Genomic DNA, 20,769 nt, shown 5'->3' on the forward strand with positions numbered 1-20,769 from the left:
GGCTCTGGGACCGTGACTACGGCGCGACTATCAGATATCGCGGCGCAGGCGGGGGTCAGCGAAGCCACCGTCTCCCGCGTACTCAACGGCAAGGCGAACGTCTCCGCCGCCACCCGGCAGACCGTGCTGGCGGCGCTGGACGTGCTCGGCTACGAGCGGCCGACCCGGCTGCGCCAGCGCAGTGCGGGCCTGATCGGGCTGATCACCCCGGAACTCAGCAACCCGATCTTCCCCGCGCTGGCCCAGGTGATCGAGCAGGTGCTGAGCCGGCACGGCTTCACGCCGGTGCTCTGCACCCAGACGCCCGGCGGCTCCACCGAGGACGAACTGGTGGAGATGCTGGTCGACCGGGGCGTGGCGGGCATCGTCTTCGTCTCCGGCCTGCACGCCGACACCGCCGCCGACCACGACCGGTACGCCCGGCTGACCGGCCGGCAGGTGCCGTTCGTGCTGATCAACGGCTTCAGCGAGAAGATCGACGCGCCGTTCATCTCGCCGGACGACCGGGCCGCGATGTGGATGGCCGTCCAGCACCTGGCCGAACTCGGCCACGAGCGGATCGGTCTGGCAGTCGGGCAGAAGCGTTACGTCCCGGTGCTGCGGAAGATCGAGGGCTTCAAAGCGGCCCTGCGGGAGGTGCTCGGCCGGACCGAGGAGCAGGCCGGGGAACTCGTCCACCACACGCTGTTCAGCGTGGAGGGCGGGCACGCGGCGGCCGGTGCGCTGCTCGACAAGGGCTGTACGGCGATCGTCTGCGGCAGCGACATGATGGCGCTCGGCGCGATCCGGGCGGTGCGCCAACGGGGTCTGTCCGTCCCGCAGGACGTCTCGGTGGTCGGGTTCGACGACTCGCCGCTGATAGCTTTCACCGAGCCGCCGCTGACCACCATCCGCCAGCCGGTCGAGGCGATGGCCACCGCGGCCGTCGACGCCCTGCTGGAGGAGGTGGGCGGGAACGCCGCCCAGCGCGGGGAGTTCATGTTCCAGCCGGAGCTGGTGATGCGCGGCTCCACGGGCGCCTGCGCCCGCTGAGACGACGACCGGGGCCCCGGAGAGCGAACCGCTCTCCGGGGCCCCGTGGTGTCCGCCCTCAGCCCTCCTGCGCGGTCGGGCGCTGCTGGTTCGCCCGCTGCCCGTCGGCGGCGTCGCCGGTCCGGGTCTCGGTGCGCCGCCTGCGGGCCAGGTAGTCGAGCAGGATCAGCTCGACGGCGTCCTGCGGGCTCGTGGTACCGGAGAGCATCATCGCGTCGATCGCGAGATCGGCGTCGAGCGTGACGGTGACCTGGGCCATGTGACTCCTCCTCGGGTGCGGAGCAGCAGCATGCCCGCCGGGACCGGATCCGGCCATGGCCCGGCCGTCCCGCGCGCGGGCGCGCCACAGCCCCCGGTGAGGAGCGACCGTACTCTCTCCGGGGGCTGCGGCGTAGCCGTGCGGGCCGGATCGGCCCGCACGGGAGGGGATCAGACCCGGCCGGCGAAGTCCGGGGCCCAGTTGGCGACGGTCTGGGTCCGCACGCCCGAGCTCGGGTTGGCGGCCTCGACGTACTTGCCGTCGCCGATGTAGAGCGCGACGTGGTAGACGCCCGAGTCCTGGCCGTTGTTGGACCAGAACAGCAGGTCGCCCGGCTTGAGGGCGTCCAGCGAGACGTGGGTGCTGGCGGCGGCCTGGTCGGCGGCGACGCGCGGGACGGAGATGCCCGCGGCGCGCAGCGCGGCCTGGGTCAGGCCGGAGCAGTCCCAGCCGCCGTTGCCGGTGCCGCCGTAGACGTAGGCCTGGCCGACCTTCGACTGGGCGAAGGAGACCGCGGCGGCCATGCTGCCGGTGGCGGCCTGGGCCGGGGCCTGGGCCGTCTCCTGGGCGGCGGGCTTGGCGGCCGGGGCCTGGGTCGGCGCGGCCGGCTTGGCGGCGGTCGCGGTGGTGCCGGCGGCGTGGCCGGTCGCGCCCGAGGAGCGGTTGAACCAGTCGAAGCCCTTGCCGGACTCGTCCGAGGTGTGGGCCTTGGCACGGTCGCCCAGGCTCAGGTGCTGGCCGGGGTAGATGACGTGCGGGCCGGCGGTGAGGGAGCTGCGGTTGAGCTCGTACAGCCGCTCCCAGCCGCCCTGGATGTCGTTCTTGTCGGCGATCGAGGAGAGCCAGTCGCCCGCGACGACGGTGTAGTCGTCGGACGTGGCGTCGGCCTGACGGTGGTACTGCTGCCAGTCCTGACCGCCCTGCGACTGCTGGGCGGAGTCAGCGGCGGCCGGGGCCTCGGCGGCCTTCGGGGCGGCCTTGGGCGCGGCCGGCTTGGCGGCGGGGGCCTGGGTCGGCGCCGGGGCCGGGGTGGCCTTCGGGGCGGCGGTGGAGGTGTCGACGGCGGCCGGGGTGCCGCCCTTGGTCAGACCGGCCTGGACGGAGCAGACCGGCCAGGCGCCGGGGCCCTGGGAGGCGAGCACCTTCTCGGCGATCGCGATCTGCTGGTCCTTGGTGGCGAGGTCGGCGCGGGCGGCGTACGCGGTGCCACCGAACGCGGCCCAGGTGCTGCTGGTGAACTGGAGGCCGCCGTAGAAGCCGTTGCCGGTGTTGATGCTCCAGTTGCCGGTGCTCTCGCACTGGGCGACCTTGTCCCAGGTGGCGACCGAGGCGGCGGAGGCGCTGCCGGTGGTGAGGCAGGGGACGGTGAGACCGATGCCGACGACGCCGAGGGTGGCGATCGCGCGGCGGGTGCGGCCGGACAGACGGGTGCCGTTGGTGGGCAGCATGAAGACGTGGTCCTCTCCCACGCCTGCGAGGTGAGCTGTCGGATTCGGGCTGGAGTTGCCCGGCCGCGCTGTGGCTGCGGCTTCACCCCTAGCCCTGAACCGGTCACGAGGACCGGTCCGGGGCGACTTACCTGTGGTTCCCCCGCTCCTGCCGTGGTGCGTTCCGCGCTGCCAGCGCACCCGACGGCAGGACTCGGCGTTGCGGGTGTGCTGGGTCCGTGTGGCCACGAACGGGGAGCACGTTAAGCAGACTTAAGTTCAAACCGCAAACATGTGTGACGCTCGTCACGGTTTGCGAAAGAGGTGGTGAATGGCTGTCCACCATGATCAGAAATGACCGATTTCGAGCAACACCCGTCGGAGTCACGGCAACTGCCTATGCTTCAGGGCGTCAGGATCGACGCGGCCGTCTGGGGGGAGGGCTACGCAGCGATGGCCATGGACGAGGACCCGGAGGCCGGTCGGCCGGCCGCGAGGCCATGCGGCGCGCATGGCCGGGCAAAACACCGCAGAGCGGACATCCTGCCCGCCGAACCCCGAACTCCCGTCCGCCGTCGGACGATGCTGCGCTGGCTGGCCGTCGGCACGGTGTTCGCGGCGGTCGGCGGCGAGGAGGCGCTGCGGCGCTCCCTGGACGGCCGCTCCGAGCCCGTGACCGCCGTGGAGGGCCCCGTCCCGGGCCCGGGCGCGGACGACCCGGCCGCCGGGCACCAGCACGGCGCTCCGTCGCCCTCGGGGGCACCCGGGGGGACCACCCCGGCACCCACCCCCGACCAGGGTGGCCGCCGCTGGTCCGATCCGGCCGGCTGGGGCGGCCGCGTGCCCGGCCCGCGGGACGCCGTCCGGATCACCGACCGGGTGCTGCTCGACACCGACGCCACGGTCGGCTCGCTGCTGGTCGAGCCCGGCGGCGCGCTCACCTTCGCCGCCGACCGCAGCCTCACCCTCGCCGCGAACGGCAACGTCGAGATCCGCGGCACCCTCGCGCTCGCACCCGACGGCGCCGCCGTGCACACCGTGCGCTTCCCCGCCGTCGACGAGCGTCGCTTCCGGGGCGACGGCATGAAGGTGGTCGACACCGACGTCGGTCTCTGGGTCACCGGCGCCGGTTACCTGCGGCTGGACGGCGCAGTCAAGACCGCCTGGGTGCGTGCGGACCGGGCGCTCGGGGCCGGCGACACCACCGTCACCCTGGCCGCGCCGCCCACCGGTTGGCTGCCCGGCGACGAACTGGCCGTCACCCCGACCGGCCCGCCGGACGAGGACGGCTTCTCCACCCGCTACGACCTGGCCGTCGTCCGGTCCGTCAGCGGATCCACCGTCACCCTGGCGGCGCCGCTGACGTACGCGCACCCCCGGGTGAGCGCCGGAGGGGGCGTCACGGTCGGCGCCGAGGTGCTCAACCTGACCCGCAGCGTGCGGATCGAGGGCACCGCCGAGGGCCGCGCCCACGTCCACCTCACCAGCTCCCGCCGGGCCGATCTGCGGCACGCGACGCTGCGCTGGGTCGGCCCGCGCACCGACACCGACGAGTCCTGGAAGGGCCCGGACGGCAGCGCACCGGTCACCGCCCCGGTGCTCGGCCGCTACGGGCTGCACTTCCACATGCTCGGCGACGCCACCCGGGGCACCGTCGTCGAGGGCGTGGTGGTGCGGGACGCGGGGAGCCACGCCTTCGTCCCGCACGCCAGCCACGGCATCACCTTCCGCAGCTGCATCAGCCACGACACCTGGGAGGACGCCTACTGGTGGGACGGCCCGCCGGACACCCGCACCCCGCAGCAGCCGTCCCACGACATCGTCTACGAGTCCTGCGTCGCCTCCCGCACGCTGCTGGAGCCCAACCCGCGGGCCTACCGGCTGACCGGCTTCAACCTCGGTGCCGGGACCGGCGGCAAGGCGCTGGACTGCGTGGCCGTCGGCGTCCAGGGGGCCGACGGCGCCTCCGGCTTCGAGTGGCCGGAGAACAGCGAGGGGGTCTGGACCTTCCGGCGCTGCCTGGCCCACAACAACCTGCGGAACGGCGTCTTCGTCTGGCTGAACGCCCAGCAGCACCACGTGGTCACCGAGTTCGCGGCCTACCACAACGGCGGGTGGGGCATCGAGCACGGCGCCTACCTCAACGACTTCGACTACACCGCGAGCGTGCTGTACGGCAACGGCGGTGGGGGAGTGGTGCTGCACTCGCTCGGCCGGGACAAGGGCACCCTCTTCGACGGGCTGCTGATCGACGCCGCCGGGCAGAGCGACTTCGCCGTCTCCACCGCACGGCACGAACTCGCCGGGGAGGCCGTCACCTTCAGCCGCAGCCGGTTCACCGGCCACCGCAGGGCCGGGATCGCCTTCCGCGCCGACCCGGACGGCAAGCCGGACGACCTCCTCGTGCTGGACTGCGAGTTCGGCGGCAACGAGCTCTGGATCGATCCGGAGTCCGCGCCGCCGAAGAACATCCTGCTGCGCCGTGCGGGGCAGGCCGAGGTGCTCCAGGTGCGCAAGGCGGACGGCGGCGGCGCCGCGCAGCCGCAGTGGAACGCGACCGGTGTGCCTGTGGCCGCCTTCGCCGCGCAGTCCCGGCCGGTCCAGCTGCCGACGCTGCGGTTGGGGGACGCCGCGGCGGCCACCGGCCGGGTGGACGGGCGTTCCTGAGGCGTCCGCGGGGCCGGCCTCCGGGGGCCGGCGTCCGAGGGGCCGACCCGGGCGCCGTTCCGCGCGTTCCGGGCGTCCCGGGTGTCCTGGGCGGACACGTCGAGGGCCCGGAGCGGGTGCGCTCCGGGCCCTACGGCGTTCGCGGCCCGCTACTCGGCGACGGCGTCCGCGGCCTGCTCGGCAGCGGCCTGCTCGGCAGCGGCCTGTTCGGCGGCGGCCGCCTCGGCGTACGCCTCGGGGGCGACGGCCGGCAGCACGGCCAGATAGGTGGAGGCGATCAGCTGGCCCACCGTCGGGTAGGCGCCGAGCGGCGCGGCGCTCGGGCAGCCGGTCTCCTCGGCGGCCGTGGCGAGCAGCTCGGAGTCGGCCTCCGGACCGATCACCAGCGGGGCCAGCGCCGGGCGCTGGGAGCCGGTCTCCTTGAGGTGCGCGACGGCGGCGGCCACCGAGCCGGGCACGTCGAGCGCGGCGGGGACGACCGGCACCGCGAGGCGGGCGGCCAGCAGCACGCCGGTGATCCCGGCCGCCGCGGCGGCCTCCTCGCCGCCGACCGTGGTGAGGACCACGCCGTCCGCGGCCGTCGCGATGGCGAACAGCCGGGCGCGGTCGGCCCGGGCCAGTCCGGCCTCGGAGAGCCGGACGTGGACGGCCTCGGCGAGCAGCGGGTGCGGGCCGAGGACGTCGGTGACGTGGGCGCCGTATTCGGCGGCCAGCGCGTGCAGTTCGGTCAGGAAGCCGTGCGGGCCGGGGACCAGCGGCACCACGACCGGGGCGGGCAGGCCCGTCTCGGCGGCGTGCGCCAGCAGTTCGGCGACGGTGAACTCGTCACTGCCGGGCTCGCTCATGCCCGCGACGCCGGTGAGGTAGCCGGCCGCGGTCTGCACGCCGTTCTGCTCGCTGCGTACGATCGAGAGCAGTTCCTCGACGACGGAACGGGACTCGGGCCCGGCGGTCGCGGGCACCGCGAGCACCAGGGCCGGGGAGCCGGCCGGGATCTCGGGGCGCTCGGGGCGGCGGTGGCGCCCCCGCGCACGGGAGCCTGGGGTGCGGACGGGCAGTGGCGCGCCCGGGATGGCTGCGGTGCTCATGGCGGAGATCGTAGGACATCGGCCCGCCAAGGCTGCAGTCGGCTGCCGTACCGGGAGGGGCGGGCTGCCCGAAAACTGGACATACCGTGACCAATGCCTGTTCGGCCACCACTTCTTCCTGGGACGTGACGGGAGGTGCGGCACGTTGCAGCGATGGCGCGTGAGATGTCTCACAGCATGCGGACGGTCTGACGGAGTGTCACGGTGGCGCGACTCCGGGCGCTCGAAGATCAACATTCAGCGGGCGGCCGCCTACGGGCGGTTATCGGAATCCTCCCGGTCCAGTCGGTTATGTCCGCTTACGTTCCCTCAGGTGTCGAGGCGGTGAAGAGTTCCGATTGGTTGACGAAAGCCCCGTGCACCTGCAACGTCCCGTGCTGATGCACGTGCACTGGAGCTATCATCGCGTCAAGTGAGGCGTTGTGCCGGGCCGGTACGGGGCCGGCCCAGTCGTTCGGCTGAGTGCCGGGGCGCCGAGCTGGACGACTACTCCGGAGCTCTTCGGGAGATTTCTATGCACGACAGTTACGACACGTACAACGGGATGGCGGCTGCGGACCTCAAGGACGTGGTCTGGCAGAAGAGCCTGCACAGCAACTCTCAGGGCAACTGCGTCGAGTTCGCTGCCCTCCCGGGGGGCGACGTGGCGATGCGGAACTCACGCTTTCCGGAAGGTCCGGCACTGATATACACCCGGGCCGAGATCGCGGCGCTGCTGCTGGGCGCCAAGGACGGGGAGTTCGACCACCTGGCGGTCTGACCGTTCGTCCTCTTCGCCATCGGGGGGCCGTCGTGGGTGCTGACACCACGACGGCCTTAGTCTTCTCCGGCCGTCCGCCCTGTGGTGGGCGCCGCTGCGCGGACGTCGTCCTGCCGGCCGTCGCCGGGGGAGCCGTTGTCGGACGGTGGCCGGGCGCCGCGTGACCGGCTACCGCGGACCGGGCTGCTCCGGGGGCCGGGCGCTGGTGCGGGGCCGGGCGGGTGCGGCGAGGGGCCTGTGGGGCCTCGGACCGGGAGCGGTGTGGTGGTCCTCCCCGGGTGCCGCGGGCCACGGCTAGGCCGAGCGGCGATGCCGTCCGCCGAGCTCCGGAAACGCGACGGCCTCGGCCTCGAACATGGCCCAGACCACCTTGCCGCCGCCCAGCGGGTGCCAACCCCAGGACCGGCTGAAGGAGTCCACCAGGTGCAGCCCGCGGCCCGACTCGGCGACGAAGTCCGCCTCCCGCGCCACCGGCCCGGTGCTGCTGGGGTCGCTGACCGCGCAGACCACCTGCGGTGCGCGGTGCACCAGGCTTATTCGGATCGGCAGCCGCCCCTCGGGGCCGGGCTGGGTGGGAAAGTCGTAGTCGTCGAGCGTGCCGCCCGTCGCACCGGGGCACGCACCGATCGCGTGCCGCAGGGCGTTGGTCACCAGTTCCGAGGCCACCAGCGCGACATCGTCGAACAGCTCGCCCAGTCCCCAGCGCTGAAGAGCGGTCCTGGCGAAGTCGCGCGCGGTTCTGACGGCTTCGTAGCGGGGGGCGAGCGTACAGGTGACCACATGGGGATCGACTGCCAAGGCCGTACCGGTGCTCATGAAGAGCTCCTCCCATAAGGGGGCGGACACGGCTGGACCCGCCGGGGTCATGCCGGTCACCTCCGACTCGCTAGGCCGCGCGGCCGCCCCTCGACCAGTCGCGCGCGCACACGAAGGCCCGGTGGCGCGAGGGCGCTGCCGGGCTGGTGTGCGGAGTCGCGTGGGTCGACGCGGAGCCCGCGGGATTGCCAGGGATGTGCAGGTGCACGTGCACCATGGTCCTCTGCGCTCACTGCAGATGCAAGAGTCGATTCACGTGCAGTCGTACAAATGGCATATGCAAGCGCCGGATGCACGTGCATCCTGGTGTGCGGAGTGCGGAACTGATAGGAACATCCGTCAGTATCGGCACCGTGAGCGCTCAACTGATGGCAGACTGTGCGCTGTTTGCCCTAGGTGGAGGTTTCGACCGCATGACCACAGTTCAGCCGGGCGGCGGCTCGATGGTCCGCCGGATCCTCCTCGGCTCCCAGCTGCGCCGGCTCCGCGAGGCGCGCGGCATCACCCGCGAGGACGCGGGCTATGCGATCCGCGCCTCCGAGTCCAAGATCAGCCGCATGGAGCTCGGCCGCGTCAGCTTCAAGGAGCGCGACGTCGCCGACCTGCTCAGCCTCTACGGCGTGGACGACGGCGGCGAGCGCGAGGCGCTGCTCGGCCTGGTCCGCGAGGCCAACAAGTCCGGCTGGTGGCACAGCTTCAACGACGTGCTGCCGGGCTGGTTCCAGACCTATGTCGGCCTGGAGGAGGCCGCCGCACTGATCCGCACCTACGAGGTCCAGTTCATCCCCGGCCTGTTGCAGTCCGAGGAGTACGCACGCGCGGTTTTCGGCCAGAGTCGTCCGGTGATCAGCGAGGACGAGGTCGAGCGGCGGGTCAGCCTCCGGCTGCGCCGCCAGAAGCTGCTCACCGAGGGCAGCAGCCCCCGGCTCTGGGCCGTCATCGACGAGGCCGCGCTGCGCCGGCCGGTCGGCGGCCCCAAGGTGATGCGCGGTCAGGTCCAGTACCTGATCGACATCGCCGAGCAGGCCAACGTGGTGATCCAGGTGATGCCGTTCCGCTTCGGAGCACATGCCGGGGAGTCCGGGGCGTTCACCATCCTGCGCTTCCCCGAGCAGGACCTCGCCGACGTGGTCTACCTGGAACAGCTCACCAGTGCGCTCTACCTCGACAAGCGCGACGACGTCGACGCGTACATCCAGGTCATGGAGCGGCTCTGCGTCGACAGCCTGACGCCGGAGCGCACCATCGACCTGCTGGCGTCGATCCTCAAGGAGCGCTGACCCCGCCAGTCCCACCCGCCCCGCCCGTCCCACCGAACGGCCGCCGGCCGCCGCGCTCACCCGCGGGCCGGCGGCCGTTCGCGTTCCGGCGGCAGCGGCTGCGGCGGGAGGCCGAGGTGCCAGTCCAGGTCGTAGCGGCCGAACAGGTCGGCCCGGATCAGCGCCAGCGGCAGCTCGGCGCCCGGCAGCAGCACCCCGATGCAGCCGCCCATCAGGGCGCTGCGCAGCACCGCGTGCTCGGCGAGCGGGTCGGGCGCGCCCCAGTCGCGCAGCAGTGCCTGGAGGATCGCACCGAGCTGCCGCTGCTCCGGGTCCTGGACGAACTCGCCGGTGTCCGGGTCCAGGATCAGCGCCAGGTGCGAGCGCATCACCCGCGGGTGGTCCATCGCCAGCCCCAGCACGGTGTCGATCGCGCGGGCGAGTCGGGCCTCGGGCGTGGAGCCGGGCCCCATGTCGTCCAGCGCGGTGGAGAGCGCCTGGTGCATCATCCGGTGGGTCGCCGACTGCATGAGCAGCCGTTTGCCGTCGAAGTAGTACGAGAGCAGGCCGCGGGCGAGCCCGGCCCGCTCGGCGATGTCGGTCAGCGTGGTGCCCGCGTAGCCGTGCTCGTCGACGAGCTCGACGGTGGCGCGCATGATGCGCCGGCGGGAGCGTTGACGCATTTCCTCATTGACCGAATCCCCGCGAGGTGCCATCGTGTCTGCTCCGTACGTTCGTTGGCTCCTGGCCAATATACTGGCGGCGCGAGCGGCCGATCCGTGGAACCCGCACTTCGGCGGGCTTGCGGGGATCGGCTCGTACGGAGGCGCCGGTTCCACCGACACGGGGGTTTGGTGGAGCCGGCGCGCGCCCGATGACGAGGAGCGGGTACGGGCTGGTGGGGTCAGCTCCCGGTCAGGATCTCCTCCCGCCGGTCGGCCGGGTCGACGGACGGATGGTCGTAGTCCGGGACGGACACGGCAGTTGCCTTCTTGCGCCGGTCGAGCACGGCGCCCACGGTGGCGATCAGGAAGCCCAGCACCGCGATCGCGGTGACGAGGACCAGCGCGGGCCGGTAGCCGTCCAACTGGGCCTGGGCGCTGTCACCGCCGCCGCTGCCGGCGGTGATCATCGCGGTGGCTCCGGCGAGCACCACCGCCGTGCCGACCTGGATCGCGGTGTTGACGAGCCCGGAGGCCAGGCCCTGCTCCTTGTCGGCCACGCCGTCGGTGGCGGCGATGTTCACCGAGGGGAAGGCCAGGGCGAAACCGACGCCCAGCAGGATCATCGACGGCAGTACCAGGGTGAGGTACGAGCTGTGCTCGTCCAGCCGCAGGAACAGGGCGAAGGCGGCGGCCAGGGAGAGCAGACCGATCGGCAGCAGCCGGCCGGTGCCGAAACGGTCCACGATCGGGCCCATGAAGGGGGCCGACAGGGCGATGAAGGCGCCGGCCGGGAGCAGTCCGAGCGCCATCTGCAGGGCCGACCAGCCGAGCAGGTGCTGCAGGTAGAGCGTGACCACGAACTGGAAGCCGCCGTAGGCGCCGGTCATGGTGAAGGCGATCACGTTGGCCCGGGCGACCGAGCCGTTGCGGAAGATGCCGAGCCGGACCAGCGGGTGCGCGGTGCGGCTCTCGATCACGAGGAAGGCGGCGGCCAGGGCGGCGACCACGGCGAGCGAGCCGAGGGTGCGCAGGCTCAGCCAGCCGGCGCCCTGCGCCTCGGTGACGGTGAACACCAGCAGCAGCACGGTGAGCGTGCCGGTGATCGCGCCGAGTACGTCGTACCCGCCCTTGGCCCGCTCCTCGGTGGGGCGGGGGAGCAGCCGGATCGCGAAGAGCAGGGCCAGCAGGGCGACGGGCACGGGCATCAGGAAGGTCCAGCGCCAGCCGACCGAGGTGAGCAGGCCGCTCAGCACCAGGCCGAGCGAGAAGCCGCTGGCGCCGCAGGTGGTGTAGATCGACAGCGCGCGGTTGCGGGCCGGGCCCTCGGCGAACGTGGTGGTGATGATCGACAGGCCGGCGGGCGCGGTGAAGGCCGCGCTGACGCCCTTGAGGAAGCGGGCGGCGATCAGCAGGCCGCCGTCGTCGACCAGGCCGCCGAGCAGCGAGGCGCCCGCGAACACGCCGAGGGCGACCAGGAAGACCCGGCGGCGGCCGAGCAGGTCGGCGGCGCGCCCACCGAGCAGCAGCAGGCCGCCGTAGCCGAGGACGTAGCCGGAGACCACCCATTGCAGGGCGGAGGTGGAGAGGTGGAGCTCGGAGCCGATGGACGGAAGGGCGACGCCGACCATGGAGACGTCCAGGGCGTCCAGGAACATCGCGGCGCAGAGCACGATCAGGGTGCCCCAGAGGCGGGGAGTCCAGCTCAGCCCGCTGGATGAAGGTTCGTCGGTTGCGGTGACGGTCGCGGTGGTCATGGCAGGACACTACATGCACGTGCATTCAATGCAAGTGAATTAAATGCGAACACATAAATTTCACGTGCACGTGGTACTGTGACGGCGTGGCTGAACTCGACTCTCCGGCGGAGGCAGGCCTGGTCGCCGAATGGCGTGACCTGCTGGCCCGCCATGCCGCGACGACCTGCGCGCTCGATCGCGAGCTGGGTGAGAAGCACGACCTGGGCGTGAGCGAGTTCGAGGTGCTGGAGCGCCTCGTCGAGGAGCGTGACAGCGCCGTCGGCCATCAGCTGCGGGTCCAGGAGCTGGCCGGCACCGTCCATCTGAGCCAGAGCGCGCTCTCGCGACTGATCGGCCGGCTGGAGAAGGCCGGGCTGGTGACGCGCGCGATGTGCCCCGACGACCGGCGCGGCATCCAGGTGGCGCTCACCGAGGCCGGCTGCCGCCGCTACGCCGAGGCCCGGCCGCTGCACCGCGAGGTGCTCGCCCGGACGCTCGGTGCCGTCGATGCCGGTGTCGGTGTCGGTGAGGCCCTCGGCGTCGGCGGCGAGGGGTCGGCTTCGTCCTGTCGGGTCGACTGACGCACCGTCAACGGCTTGTGCGGCAGGGGCGGAGGGCGCCTCGCGCCGTCGGTGAATCGGTGGGTCCGGGCCGCTCGGGTCGGGTCAGAACAGTGTCGAGAGTCCCGGTGCGGCGGCCAGCAGGACGGCCGCGGCCGGCGCGGTGAGCGCGGCCAGGGTCAGCCGCAGCCGGTGTGTCACGGGCAGCCGGGGCCGCCCGGCGAGCAGTCGGTCCACCCGCTTCGGGGACTGTGCCAGCCCGGGCGGGCAGGAGCCGAACACCCCGCGGTCCAGGTTGAGTTCGGCCAGTGCCACGGCGGTGGTGTGACGCCCGTGCCGCCGCGCCGCCCGGTCGTCCGCCGCCAGCTCCACGAGTTCGCCGACCTGGTCCCGGAAGGCGCTGAACACCCCGACCCCGGGGAAGCCCGAGGCGAGTGCCTGCGAGCACTGCGACAGCCAGTGGTGCCGGGCCCGGACGTGTCCGCGCTCGTGGCTCAGCACGGCCGCCAACTCCCGGTCGGTCAGCTGCTGGAGAGCCCCGGTGGTGACCACCAGTCGGGAGTTGTGGCCCGGTAGCGACCAAGCCTCCGGGCGGACGTTCTCCAGCACCACCAGCCGCTCCCGCCGGTGCTTCAGCGTGTCGATGGACTCCGGCAACTCGGGTGCCCAGCTCGCCAGTTGGGCGCGCCGCCGATTGCGCAGGGCCTTCGCCGAGCGGACTTCGCGGGTGAGTGCCAGTACGGTCCGTACACCGCCCGCCGCCAGAATCGCGGCGCAGAGCCGCCCCCAGCCCTCGGCCTCCTGGAGCGCGTACGCGGCCTCCACGCCGTGCGGCGCGCCGGTGAAGATCAGCTCCCGCAGTGCCGGCAGGGCGGCCGAGGCGGCCAGCACCAGGCTCAGGGCGCAGCACAGCAGGACCGCGACCACCAGGCACTGCCAGACCAGCAGGGCCAGCACGGGTTCGCGCTCGGCCCAGCGGGCCCGGGCCAGCAGCCGGGGCGCCACGGTCGAGAGCAGCAGTCCGAGCAGCAGCAGGCCGAGCAGGGCCGTCATGGCATGGGCTCCCCGAGTACGCACGGAACGCGACAGCGCGCTCCCCGCCAACCTAAGCGCTGGCGGCGCCCGGTGGAACGGCTTTCGGCCACCCAGTGACCAACGCCACGCGCGGGCCTTCGCGACCGGCCTCACATCGTCAGGAGCATGGCGAACATGCCGAGGCCCATCGCCGTGCGGCAGGCCCGGGGCAGCCCTGCGGTGCGGGTGCTCCAGGTCTGCCCGCCGCCCGGTGCGGCCAGCAGACGGGTACCGGCCCAGAGCGAGTAGCCGCCGAAGTAGAGCAGCAGCGCGCCGGTCAGCAGCGGGGCACCCGTGGCGCCCGTACTCGTGGCGTGGTGGTGGCCGTGCGCGGGCGCGGCGGCCATCGCGAGCGCCATGTACGTCATCGCCAGCCCGCCGATCGCATGGTGCAGCCGGTGGGCCCGCCCGGTCCGACCGCGCACCGCCGCCAGCAGGAACACCACCGCGGGCAGCCCGAACAGCCAGGCCCAGAGTGCGGCGGGGACGGCGGCCCCGGTGACGGCCATCGCCGCCATCCCGAGCCCCATCAACGCCTCGGCGGCATCCGACTCGTAGGCGTGCAGGCCCTTCACCCCGGCGTCCGCCGAGCACGGGGTGCGCCCCAGGCGGCTGAGGCAGTAGGCGCCGGACGTGGCGGTGAGGGCGGCCAGCAGCCAGCTGACCAGAACCGGTCCGTGCATCGGCGGCCTCCTCCCGGAGAGCGGGGACGGGCGTACTGTCCACGATCACCGCTCGGGGCCGCGCGCATCAGGGCGCGAACGGGGGCGCATGGGAGTGCCCGCCGTAGTGAAGCCTCGGGAGGGCACTTCCACTACCCGCAGGGCGCTACTCCGGTCGAGTGATTCTCCCTTGTTCGACTGGCAGTCCGCCGCCTGCAGTCTCAGCCGCTCCTACGGGGTCACCCGCGCCCCGGCCTCACCCGCTCCGACGGCCTCACCCGCTGCTACGGGGTCAACCGACCGGAGGCGACGACCCGGCTCAGGAACCGCCTGGTCCGAGCGTGCTGCGGATCGCCGAACACCTGCTCCGGCGGGCCCTGTTCGAGCACCACGCCGGCCTCCAGGAAGCAGACCTGGTCCGCCACCTCACGGGCGAAGCCCATCTCGTGGGTGGAGACGACCATCGTCATGCCCTGCTCCTTGAGGTCCCGCACCACCGCGAGCACCTCGCCGACCAGCACGGGGTCGAGCGCGGCGGTGATCTCGTCGAGCAGCAGCAGCCGCGGACCGGTGACCAGCGCGCGGACGATGGCGACGCGCTGCTGCTGCCCGCCGGAGAGCCGGTCCGGGTACTCCCGGGCCTTGGCCGCGAGCCCGAGCCGGTCCAGCAGCTCCAGCGCCGCCGCCTCGGCATCGGCCCGGCCACGGCCGTGCACCCGGCGGGGGGCCAGCGTGACGTTCTCCAGCACCGTCATGTGCGGGAAGAGGTTGTACGCCTGGAACACCACGCCGATCCGGCGCCGGACGGCGTCCTCGTCGGTGCGCGGATCGGTGATCTCCTCGCCGTCCAGGAAGATCGCCCCGTCGTCGATCCGCTCCAGCAGGTTGGCGCACCGCATCAGGGTGGACTTGCCGGAGCCGGACGCGCCGATCAGTGCCGTCACGGAGTGTTCGGGGACGGCGAGGTCCACGTCGCGCAGGACGAGCTGGGAGCCGAAGCTCTTGCGCACCGACTCCAGCCGCAGGACCGGCTCGGCCGTCACCGGTTCGGTCGTCACCGGGTGGATCGTCACACCGCACCTCCCTGGTGCTGACGGCGGTTCATCCGGCGGGTGAGCCAGTCGGTGAACCGGGTGAGCGGGACGGTCAGCACGATGAAGACCAGCCCGGCCACCACGTACGGGGTGTAGTTGAACGACCGGCTGGCGATGATCTTCGCCGCGTACACCGCGTCGATCGCCCCGCCGATCGACACCAGGCCGGTGTCCTTCTGCAGGCTGACCAGGTTGTTCAGCAGCGGTGGCACCACCCGGCGGACCGCCTGCGGCAGCACCACGTACCGCATCGCCTGCGCGTTGCTCAGCCCCAGCGAACGGGCGGCCGCCCGCTGGCTCGGGTGCACCGAATCGATGCCGGCCCGGAAGACCTCGGAGACGTACGCCGAGTACGTCAGCACCAGCGCGGCGCCGCCGAGCAGCATCGGATCCGTGGTCACACCGGTCAGCCGCAGCGCCGGCACGCCGGTGATCATGACCAGCAGGCAGATGATCATCGGCAGACCCAGGAAGAAGTCCACGTATGCCGTGGCCAGCAGCCGCACCGGCAGGAACACCGGCCCGCGCAGCGTCCGCAGCACCGCCAGCAGCAGGCCGAAGAACAGGATCAGCACCCCGCAGCCGAGCATCAGCTCCAGGTTGATCCGCAGGCCCCTGATCACCTCCGGCAGCGCCCGGCGGGCGTAGTCGGCGTTGAAGAACGCCTTCCGGGTGGCCTCCCAGCCGGGGGAGTTCACCACCAGCAGGTAGAGCGCCACGGCCGTGGCCAGGGTCGACGCCCCGGCGATCAGCGCCGAACGGCGGCTGCGGCTGCGCCGGTACTCCTCGTGCGCCAGCCGGCGCGCGGACGGGCGGTAGTCGTCGGCCAGCCCCTGCGGGTGCGGCTCCGTCGGTGGGTTCCGGCGCAGGCCCTTGCGGAGAGGGCCGCCGCCCCGGCCGCCGCTCTGGTCACCCTCCTGGCCACCGCCCTGGTCACCGCCCTTGCGCAGGCCGGTCCCGGCCTCGGCGCTCATCGGAGCCTCACTCACTTCAGGACGGGCGCGGAGACGGCGTCGGAGAGCCACTGCTGCTCCAGCCTCGCCAGCGCGCCGTCGGCCCGCAGGGCGTCGACGGCCTGTGTGACGCAACCGGTGAGCCTGGAGCCCTTGTCCAGCACCAGCCCGAACTGCTCGCCCTTCGCGGCCGCCTCGAACTGCCCGACCACCTGGGCCTCCGTCACCTCGGCGCCGGTGATGTAGAACGCCGTCGGGAGGTCCACCACCAGCGCCTCGATCTGGCCGTTCTTCAGCGCGGCCTTCGCCAGGTCGTTGGAGTCGAAGACGGCCGGCTGCACGGTCGGCCTGATGGTGTTGGTGACGACGTCCAGACTGGTGGTGCCGACCTGCGCGCCCAGCTTGGCGCCCTTCAGGTCGGCGATGCCCTTGGCCCCGGCCGCCTTGGAGTTCTTCAGCGCGATCACCGCCTGCCGTACGTCGTAGTAGCCGGAGGAGAAGTCGACCGCCTGCTTGCGCTCGTCACTGATCGACACCTGGTTGATGTCGAAGTCGAAGTCCTTGACGCCCGGGGTGGTCGCCTTGCCGAACGGCGCGACCACCCAGGTCACCTTCTCCTTCGGGTAACCGAGCTTCTGGGCCACCGCGTACGCCACCGCGGACTCGAAGCCCTCGCCGTTCTCCGGCTTGTCCTGCGTGAACCACGGGTCGTACGCGGGCTTGTCGGTGCCGATCGTCAGCGTTCCCGCGGTACGGGTGGTCAGCGCGCCCGGCGCGCAGCCGCCGGCCGTCCCCGACGCACTCGCGGCGGCACCCGCGTCGGACGCGGAGTCCTGCGGGGCGCACGCGGTCAGCGCGGCGGCGGCGACCAGCAGGGCGGCGAACGGCTTGCGGAGGGAGGTCATGGCAGGGCTCCTGGGAGAGGGACCGGAAAGTGCGGGGAGTGAGGGGCACGGGGCGCGGGCCGGGCTAGCAGCCGGGCCGCACCTCGGCGGGTCACTTCCCCCCGGTGGCGGCGCCGGAACACAGGCGGCATGGTCGGCGTACGGGGCCGCGTCCGCGGCGCCCCCCGAGCCGGATCAGCAGCAGCGGCAGAGACCGCGCGCACAACAGCAGGAAGACACCCGGAGCAGGTCGATGTGGCGTCGCGCCACCAGGTTCACCGCCGGGAGCATGGCGGGAGGTTCGCATCCCCACGGTGCAGCTGTCCAGAACATCCAGACACCCGTCCACATGCCGGACATTCGGCGTCGCCACCCGGTTCGGGAGGATCGGCGGCAGGCCCCCCCTTGAACAGGAGAACCTGTCGTACTTATGGTGGTCTCGTTGAAATACCTCCTGTCGAAGTGAGTCCACGATGCAGAATCTTTCGCCAAGGCTCGCTGTGGCGGCCGACGCCCCGGCCTCGACCCACGCCGGCCACCCGGCCTGGCTCCGTCTGAAGGACGCCGTCGAGGCCCTGCGCCCGATGCAGTCCAAGGACGGCTCGATCGACCTGTCCGCCGTCCAGCGGCACACGGTCGACCCGCTGGTCGCCACGGTGCGCGGTGCCATCGCGGAACTCGCCCCGCTCTTCCCGCACGACGCCGCCTACCTGGCCGCCGTCGACACGGACCTGGCCAAGTGGGCCGACACCGGCTACCGGGAGCCCGACTTCCTGGACTCGCTGCTCGCCTTCCAGCCCGCCGACCAGCGTGAGGACGGCCTGGAGCACCTGGTCGTCTTCGCGATGTACACCCAGAACGGCAACCCGAACCGCAACCTGGAAGCCGTCCTGCTGCGCGTGGTCTGGCCCGACTGGCTGGCCGAGCTGGAGCGCACCCGCTTCGACAACCCGATGTTCGTGCCGATCACCTTCACCGACTTCACGGCCGGCTACGACACCAACTCCGCCGTGCTGTTCCCCGAGACCGTGGCCGTGCGCAAGGCGCCGGACCGTTTCACCTGGGGCGGCATCTTCTGCGACCGCGAGGCCGCCCGCTTCCGCGCCGTCACCACCAGCGCCGTCCGACAGCTCGGCCTGGAGATCCCGGCCGACGCCGAGGGGCTGCTGGAGGACCAGCAGCGCGCCCAGCAGACCTTCGTCCTGTGGGACCTCGTCCACGACCGCACCCACAGCCACGGCGACCTGCCGTTCGACCCCTTCATGATCAAGCAGCGCAGCCCGTTCTGGATGTACGGCCTCGAAGAGCTCCGCTGCGACCTCACCGCCTTCAAGGAGGCCGTGAAGCTGCAGGCGGAGGGCTACCCCCAGGGCCGCGACGTCCAGTACGCGATCCTCTTCGACCGGATGTTCCGCTTCCCGGTCAGCGGTGACCGCGTGCGCAACTACGACGGCATGGGCGGCCAGCTGCTCTTCGCCTACCTGCACAAGCACGACGCGCTGCGCTGGCGCGACAACCGTCTGAGCATCGACTGGGACCGCGTCGCCGACGTCACCAACGCGCTCTGCGGCGAGATCGAGACCCTCTACCGCGACGGCATCGACCGCCCGAAGACGGCGCACTGGATCGCCGCCTACCAGCTGGTCTCCCGCTACCTCACCCCGCACCCCGCCTCCACCTGGGCGAAGGGCCCCGACGCGCTGCCGCTGGACACCGCCGACGGCAAGGCGCTCAACAAGGCCCTGTGCGACGCGGTCCACCCGGACGAGTTCCCGCTGAGCATGTTCTACGAGGCCCTCGCCAAGAAGCTCGGCGGCGTCATCGCCGCCACCACCGGCATCACCGGCGCCGGCATCCAGGAGGTCGCCGCGTGAACACCCACCTCGAAGGCAAGGTCATCGCGGTCGCCGGAGCCAGTGGCCCGGCCGGCCAGGCCGTCCTGCGCCGCCTCGCCGCCGACGGCGCCACCGTGATCGGCGCCGACATCGACCCGCAGCGGCTGGAGAAGGCCCTCGACACCGTGCGCGCGGCCGTCCCCGGCGCGCGGATCAGCGGCCAGGTCATCGACCTGCTCGACCCGCAGGAGGTCCACGACTGGGCCGACCACCTGGAGGCCGAGCACGGCCACGTCGACGGCCTGCTGCACCTAGTCGGCGGCTGGCGCGGCAGCAAGAAGTTCTTCGACACCCGGATCGACGACTGGGACTTCCTGCACGACACCGTGGTGCGCACGCTCCAGCACACCTCGCTCGCCTTCCAGCCCGCGCTGGTCCGCAGCGAGTCCGGGCGGTACGCCATGATCTCCGCCTCGGCCGCCCACAAGCCGACGGCGGGCGGCGCCGCCTACGCGGCCGCCAAGGCCGCCACCGAGGCCTGGACGCTCTCGATGGCGGACTCCTTCAAGAAGGAGACCACCGCGGAGGACGGCGAGCCGACCGCCGCAGCTGCGATCCTGGTGATCAAGGCGTTGGTCAGCCCCGAGATGCGGGCCGAGAAGCCGGACGCGAAGTTCACCGGCTTCACGGACACTGCCGACCTCGCCACCGCCCTCGCGGGCCTCTGGGACCGCCCCGCAGCAGAACTGAACGGACAGCACCTGTGGCTGACAGCCCGATGACCGGCACCACCTCGACCGACGCGGTTCGGCGGCACGACCCCGCCGTCCGCGGCTTCGCCAGCGACAACTACGCCGGCGTGCACCCGGAGGTCCTCGCCGCGATAGCCCTCGCCAACGGCGGCCACCAGGTCGCCTACGGAGAGGACGACTACACCACCCACCTCCAGGACGTCTTCCGCCGCCACTTCGGCGAGACGGCCGAGGCGTACCCCGTCTTCAACGGCACCGGCGCCAACGTCGTCGCCCTGCAGGCGCTGCTCCCGCGCTGGGGCGCGGTGGTCGCGGCCGAGAGCGCCCACATCAACGTGGACGAGGGCGGCGCGCCGGAGAAGATGGGCGGCATCAAGCTGCTCACCGTCCCCACCCCGGACGGCAAGCTCACCCCCGAGCTGCTCGACCAGCAGGCCTGGGGCTTCGGTGACGAGCACCGCGCGCAGCCGCTCGCGGTCTCGATCACCCAGAGCACCGAGCTCGGCACCCTCTACACGGTGGAGGAGATCCGGGCCATCGTCGACCACGCCCACCAGCTCGGCATGCTGGTGCACGTGGACGGCTCGCGCCTCGCAAACGCCGCCGCCTCGCTCGGCGTGCCGCTGCGCGCCTTCACCACGGACGTCGGCGTGGACGTGCTCTCGTACGGCGGGACGAAGAACGGGCTGCTCTTCGGCGAGGTCGTGGTGGTCCTGAACCCCGAGCGGGTTCGGAACATCAAGTACCTGCGCAAGACCTCGATGCAGCTCGCGTCGAAGATGCGCTTCGTGTCGGTCCAGTTCGAGGCGCTGCTCGCGGGCGACCTCTATCTGCGCAACGCCGGCCACGCCAACGCCATGGCCAGCCGGCTGGAGGCGGCCGTCCGCGAGATCGAGGGTGTGACGGTCGTCCGCCCGGTCGAGGCCAACGCGGTCTTCGCGATTCTTCCGCGCGAGGTCAGCGAGCGACTGCAGAAGCGTTACCGCTTCTACTTCTGGAACGAGCACACCGGCGAGGTCCGCTGGATGTGTTCGTACGACACCACCGAGGCGGACATCGACGCCTTCGCGGCTGCGATCGCCGAGGAGATGGGCCGCGTCTGACGGCACCGGTGACAGTGGATCGTCCCGTCCTGCGACAGCAGGGCGGGACGATTTGCATGTGGCGGGCCGGTCCCCGTACAGTTCCGGAGTCGCACCGAGAGGGGCGGCGGAATGCGAATCCGATGAATGAAACTCCGGAAAAC

General features: G+C 72.2%; 20 protein-coding genes and 1 riboswitch. Of the genes, 8 read left to right on the plus strand and 12 right to left on the minus strand.

Annotation, left to right across the window (positions count from 1 at the left end; translation table 11 throughout):
• Positions 1-12: 12 nt before the first annotated feature.
• Complete coding sequence (locus tag AB0J08_RS33730) at positions 13-1,032, plus strand: LacI family DNA-binding transcriptional regulator (RefSeq protein ID WP_360641698.1); 1,020 nt, start codon at positions 13-15, stop codon at positions 1,030-1,032.
• Between the two features lie 58 nt (positions 1,033-1,090).
• Here the strand turns inward: AB0J08_RS33730 and AB0J08_RS33735 are convergent, their stop codons facing one another.
• Together AB0J08_RS33735 and AB0J08_RS33740 are read right to left on the minus strand one after the other, a co-directional pair.
• Positions 1,091-1,291, minus strand: coding sequence for a hypothetical protein (locus AB0J08_RS33735; RefSeq protein ID WP_360641699.1), 201 nt, complete (start codon positions 1,289-1,291; stop codon positions 1,091-1,093).
• A gap of 170 nt (positions 1,292-1,461) precedes the next feature.
• Complete coding sequence (locus AB0J08_RS33740) at positions 1,462-2,760, minus strand: transglycosylase family protein (RefSeq protein WP_360641701.1); 1,299 nt, start codon at positions 2,758-2,760, stop codon at positions 1,462-1,464.
• Positions 2,747-2,948, minus strand: a riboswitch (cyclic di-AMP (ydaO/yuaA leader). (Overlaps the previous gene by 14 nt.)
• A 352-nt stretch (positions 2,949-3,300) precedes the next feature.
• Between AB0J08_RS33740 and AB0J08_RS33745 the strand changes: the two genes are divergently transcribed.
• The gene (locus AB0J08_RS33745) at positions 3,301-5,385 is read left to right on the plus strand and encodes a hypothetical protein (protein ID WP_360641703.1); all 2,085 of its coding nucleotides are present in this window, start codon (positions 3,301-3,303) and stop codon (positions 5,383-5,385) included.
• 149 nt (positions 5,386-5,534) lie between these two features.
• Here AB0J08_RS33745 and AB0J08_RS33750 read toward each other — a convergent pair whose 3' ends face one another.
• The gene (locus AB0J08_RS33750; protein WP_360641705.1) at positions 5,535-6,473 is read right to left on the minus strand and encodes a hypothetical protein; all 939 of its coding nucleotides are present in this window, start codon (positions 6,471-6,473) and stop codon (positions 5,535-5,537) included.
• A gap of 514 nt (positions 6,474-6,987) precedes the next feature.
• Between AB0J08_RS33750 and AB0J08_RS33755 the strand changes: the two genes are divergently transcribed.
• Positions 6,988-7,233: a DUF397 domain-containing protein gene (locus AB0J08_RS33755; RefSeq protein ID WP_360641707.1), complete on the plus strand. Its 246-nt coding sequence runs from the start codon at positions 6,988-6,990 to the stop codon at positions 7,231-7,233.
• Between the two features lie 294 nt (positions 7,234-7,527).
• Here AB0J08_RS33755 and AB0J08_RS33760 read toward each other — a convergent pair whose 3' ends face one another.
• Positions 7,528-8,049, minus strand: a complete 522-nt coding sequence (locus AB0J08_RS33760; RefSeq protein ID WP_360641709.1) for an ATP-binding protein — start codon at positions 8,047-8,049, stop codon at positions 7,528-7,530.
• A 413-nt stretch (positions 8,050-8,462) separates the two neighbouring features.
• Between AB0J08_RS33760 and AB0J08_RS33765 the strand changes: the two genes are divergently transcribed.
• A complete protein-coding gene (locus AB0J08_RS33765; protein WP_360641711.1) occupies positions 8,463-9,329 on the plus strand; it encodes a helix-turn-helix transcriptional regulator in 867 nt (288 codons plus the stop codon).
• A gap of 56 nt (positions 9,330-9,385) precedes the next feature.
• Here the strand turns inward: AB0J08_RS33765 and AB0J08_RS33770 are convergent, their stop codons facing one another.
• Positions 9,386-9,991 carry a helix-turn-helix domain-containing protein gene (locus AB0J08_RS33770; protein ID WP_360641713.1) on the minus strand — a complete coding sequence of 202 codons (606 nt, stop codon included), beginning with the start codon at positions 9,989-9,991 and terminating at the stop codon, positions 9,386-9,388.
• 221 nt (positions 9,992-10,212) lie between these two features.
• The gene (locus AB0J08_RS33775; protein ID WP_360641715.1) at positions 10,213-11,727 is read right to left on the minus strand and encodes an MFS transporter; all 1,515 of its coding nucleotides are present in this window, start codon (positions 11,725-11,727) and stop codon (positions 10,213-10,215) included.
• 86 nt (positions 11,728-11,813) lie between these two features.
• Here AB0J08_RS33775 and AB0J08_RS33780 point away from each other — a divergent pair, with 86 nt between their 5' ends.
• Entirely contained in the window at positions 11,814-12,290 is a 477-nt protein-coding gene (locus tag AB0J08_RS33780) for a MarR family transcriptional regulator (protein WP_360641717.1), read from the plus strand.
• A gap of 84 nt (positions 12,291-12,374) precedes the next feature.
• Here the strand turns inward: AB0J08_RS33780 and AB0J08_RS33785 are convergent, their stop codons facing one another.
• From AB0J08_RS33785 to AB0J08_RS33810, 6 genes are all read right to left on the minus strand, one after another.
• The gene (locus AB0J08_RS33785) at positions 12,375-13,322 is read right to left on the minus strand and encodes a M56 family metallopeptidase (protein WP_360641719.1); all 948 of its coding nucleotides are present in this window, start codon (positions 13,320-13,322) and stop codon (positions 12,375-12,377) included.
• A 131-nt stretch (positions 13,323-13,453) separates the two neighbouring features.
• Entirely contained in the window at positions 13,454-14,026 is a 573-nt protein-coding gene (locus AB0J08_RS33790) for a DUF5134 domain-containing protein (protein WP_360641721.1), read from the minus strand.
• Positions 14,027-14,289: 263 nt separating this feature from the next.
• Complete coding sequence (locus AB0J08_RS33795; RefSeq protein WP_360641734.1) at positions 14,290-15,063, minus strand: amino acid ABC transporter ATP-binding protein; 774 nt, start codon at positions 15,061-15,063, stop codon at positions 14,290-14,292.
• Positions 15,064-15,074: 11 nt separating this feature from the next.
• Positions 15,075-16,073 (minus strand): amino acid ABC transporter permease, encoded by a 999-nt coding sequence (locus AB0J08_RS33800; RefSeq protein WP_360641723.1) that lies wholly within the window; start codon positions 16,071-16,073, stop codon positions 15,075-15,077.
• An 11-nt stretch (positions 16,074-16,084) separates the two neighbouring features.
• Positions 16,085-16,957 carry an ABC transporter substrate-binding protein gene (locus AB0J08_RS33805; RefSeq protein WP_360641725.1) on the minus strand — a complete coding sequence of 291 codons (873 nt, stop codon included), beginning with the start codon at positions 16,955-16,957 and terminating at the stop codon, positions 16,085-16,087.
• A gap of 174 nt (positions 16,958-17,131) precedes the next feature.
• Positions 17,132-17,296 (minus strand): putative leader peptide, encoded by a 165-nt coding sequence (locus AB0J08_RS33810; protein ID WP_360641727.1) that lies wholly within the window; start codon positions 17,294-17,296, stop codon positions 17,132-17,134.
• 113 nt (positions 17,297-17,409) lie between these two features.
• Here AB0J08_RS33810 and AB0J08_RS33815 point away from each other — a divergent pair, with 113 nt between their 5' ends.
• The 3 genes from AB0J08_RS33815 to AB0J08_RS33825 are packed head-to-tail and all read left to right on the plus strand — an operon-like array spanning position 17,410 to position 20,626.
• On the plus strand, positions 17,410-18,810 hold the full coding sequence (locus tag AB0J08_RS33815) for a DUF6421 family protein (RefSeq protein ID WP_360641729.1): 1,401 nt from the start codon (positions 17,410-17,412) through the stop codon (positions 18,808-18,810).
• The gene (locus tag AB0J08_RS33820; RefSeq protein ID WP_360641731.1) at positions 18,807-19,553 is read left to right on the plus strand and encodes an SDR family NAD(P)-dependent oxidoreductase; all 747 of its coding nucleotides are present in this window, start codon (positions 18,807-18,809) and stop codon (positions 19,551-19,553) included. The genes AB0J08_RS33815 and AB0J08_RS33820 overlap by 4 nt, the downstream gene beginning before the upstream one ends.
• Complete coding sequence (locus AB0J08_RS33825; protein ID WP_360641736.1) at positions 19,550-20,626, plus strand: low specificity L-threonine aldolase; 1,077 nt, start codon at positions 19,550-19,552, stop codon at positions 20,624-20,626. Before AB0J08_RS33820 ends, AB0J08_RS33825 begins: the two co-directional genes overlap by 4 nt.
• Positions 20,627-20,769: the final 143 nt, after the last annotated feature.

The sequence above is a fragment of the Kitasatospora sp. NPDC050463 genome (assembly GCF_040655255.1).
Taxonomy (GTDB): Bacteria; Actinomycetota; Actinomycetes; order Streptomycetales; family Streptomycetaceae; genus Kitasatospora.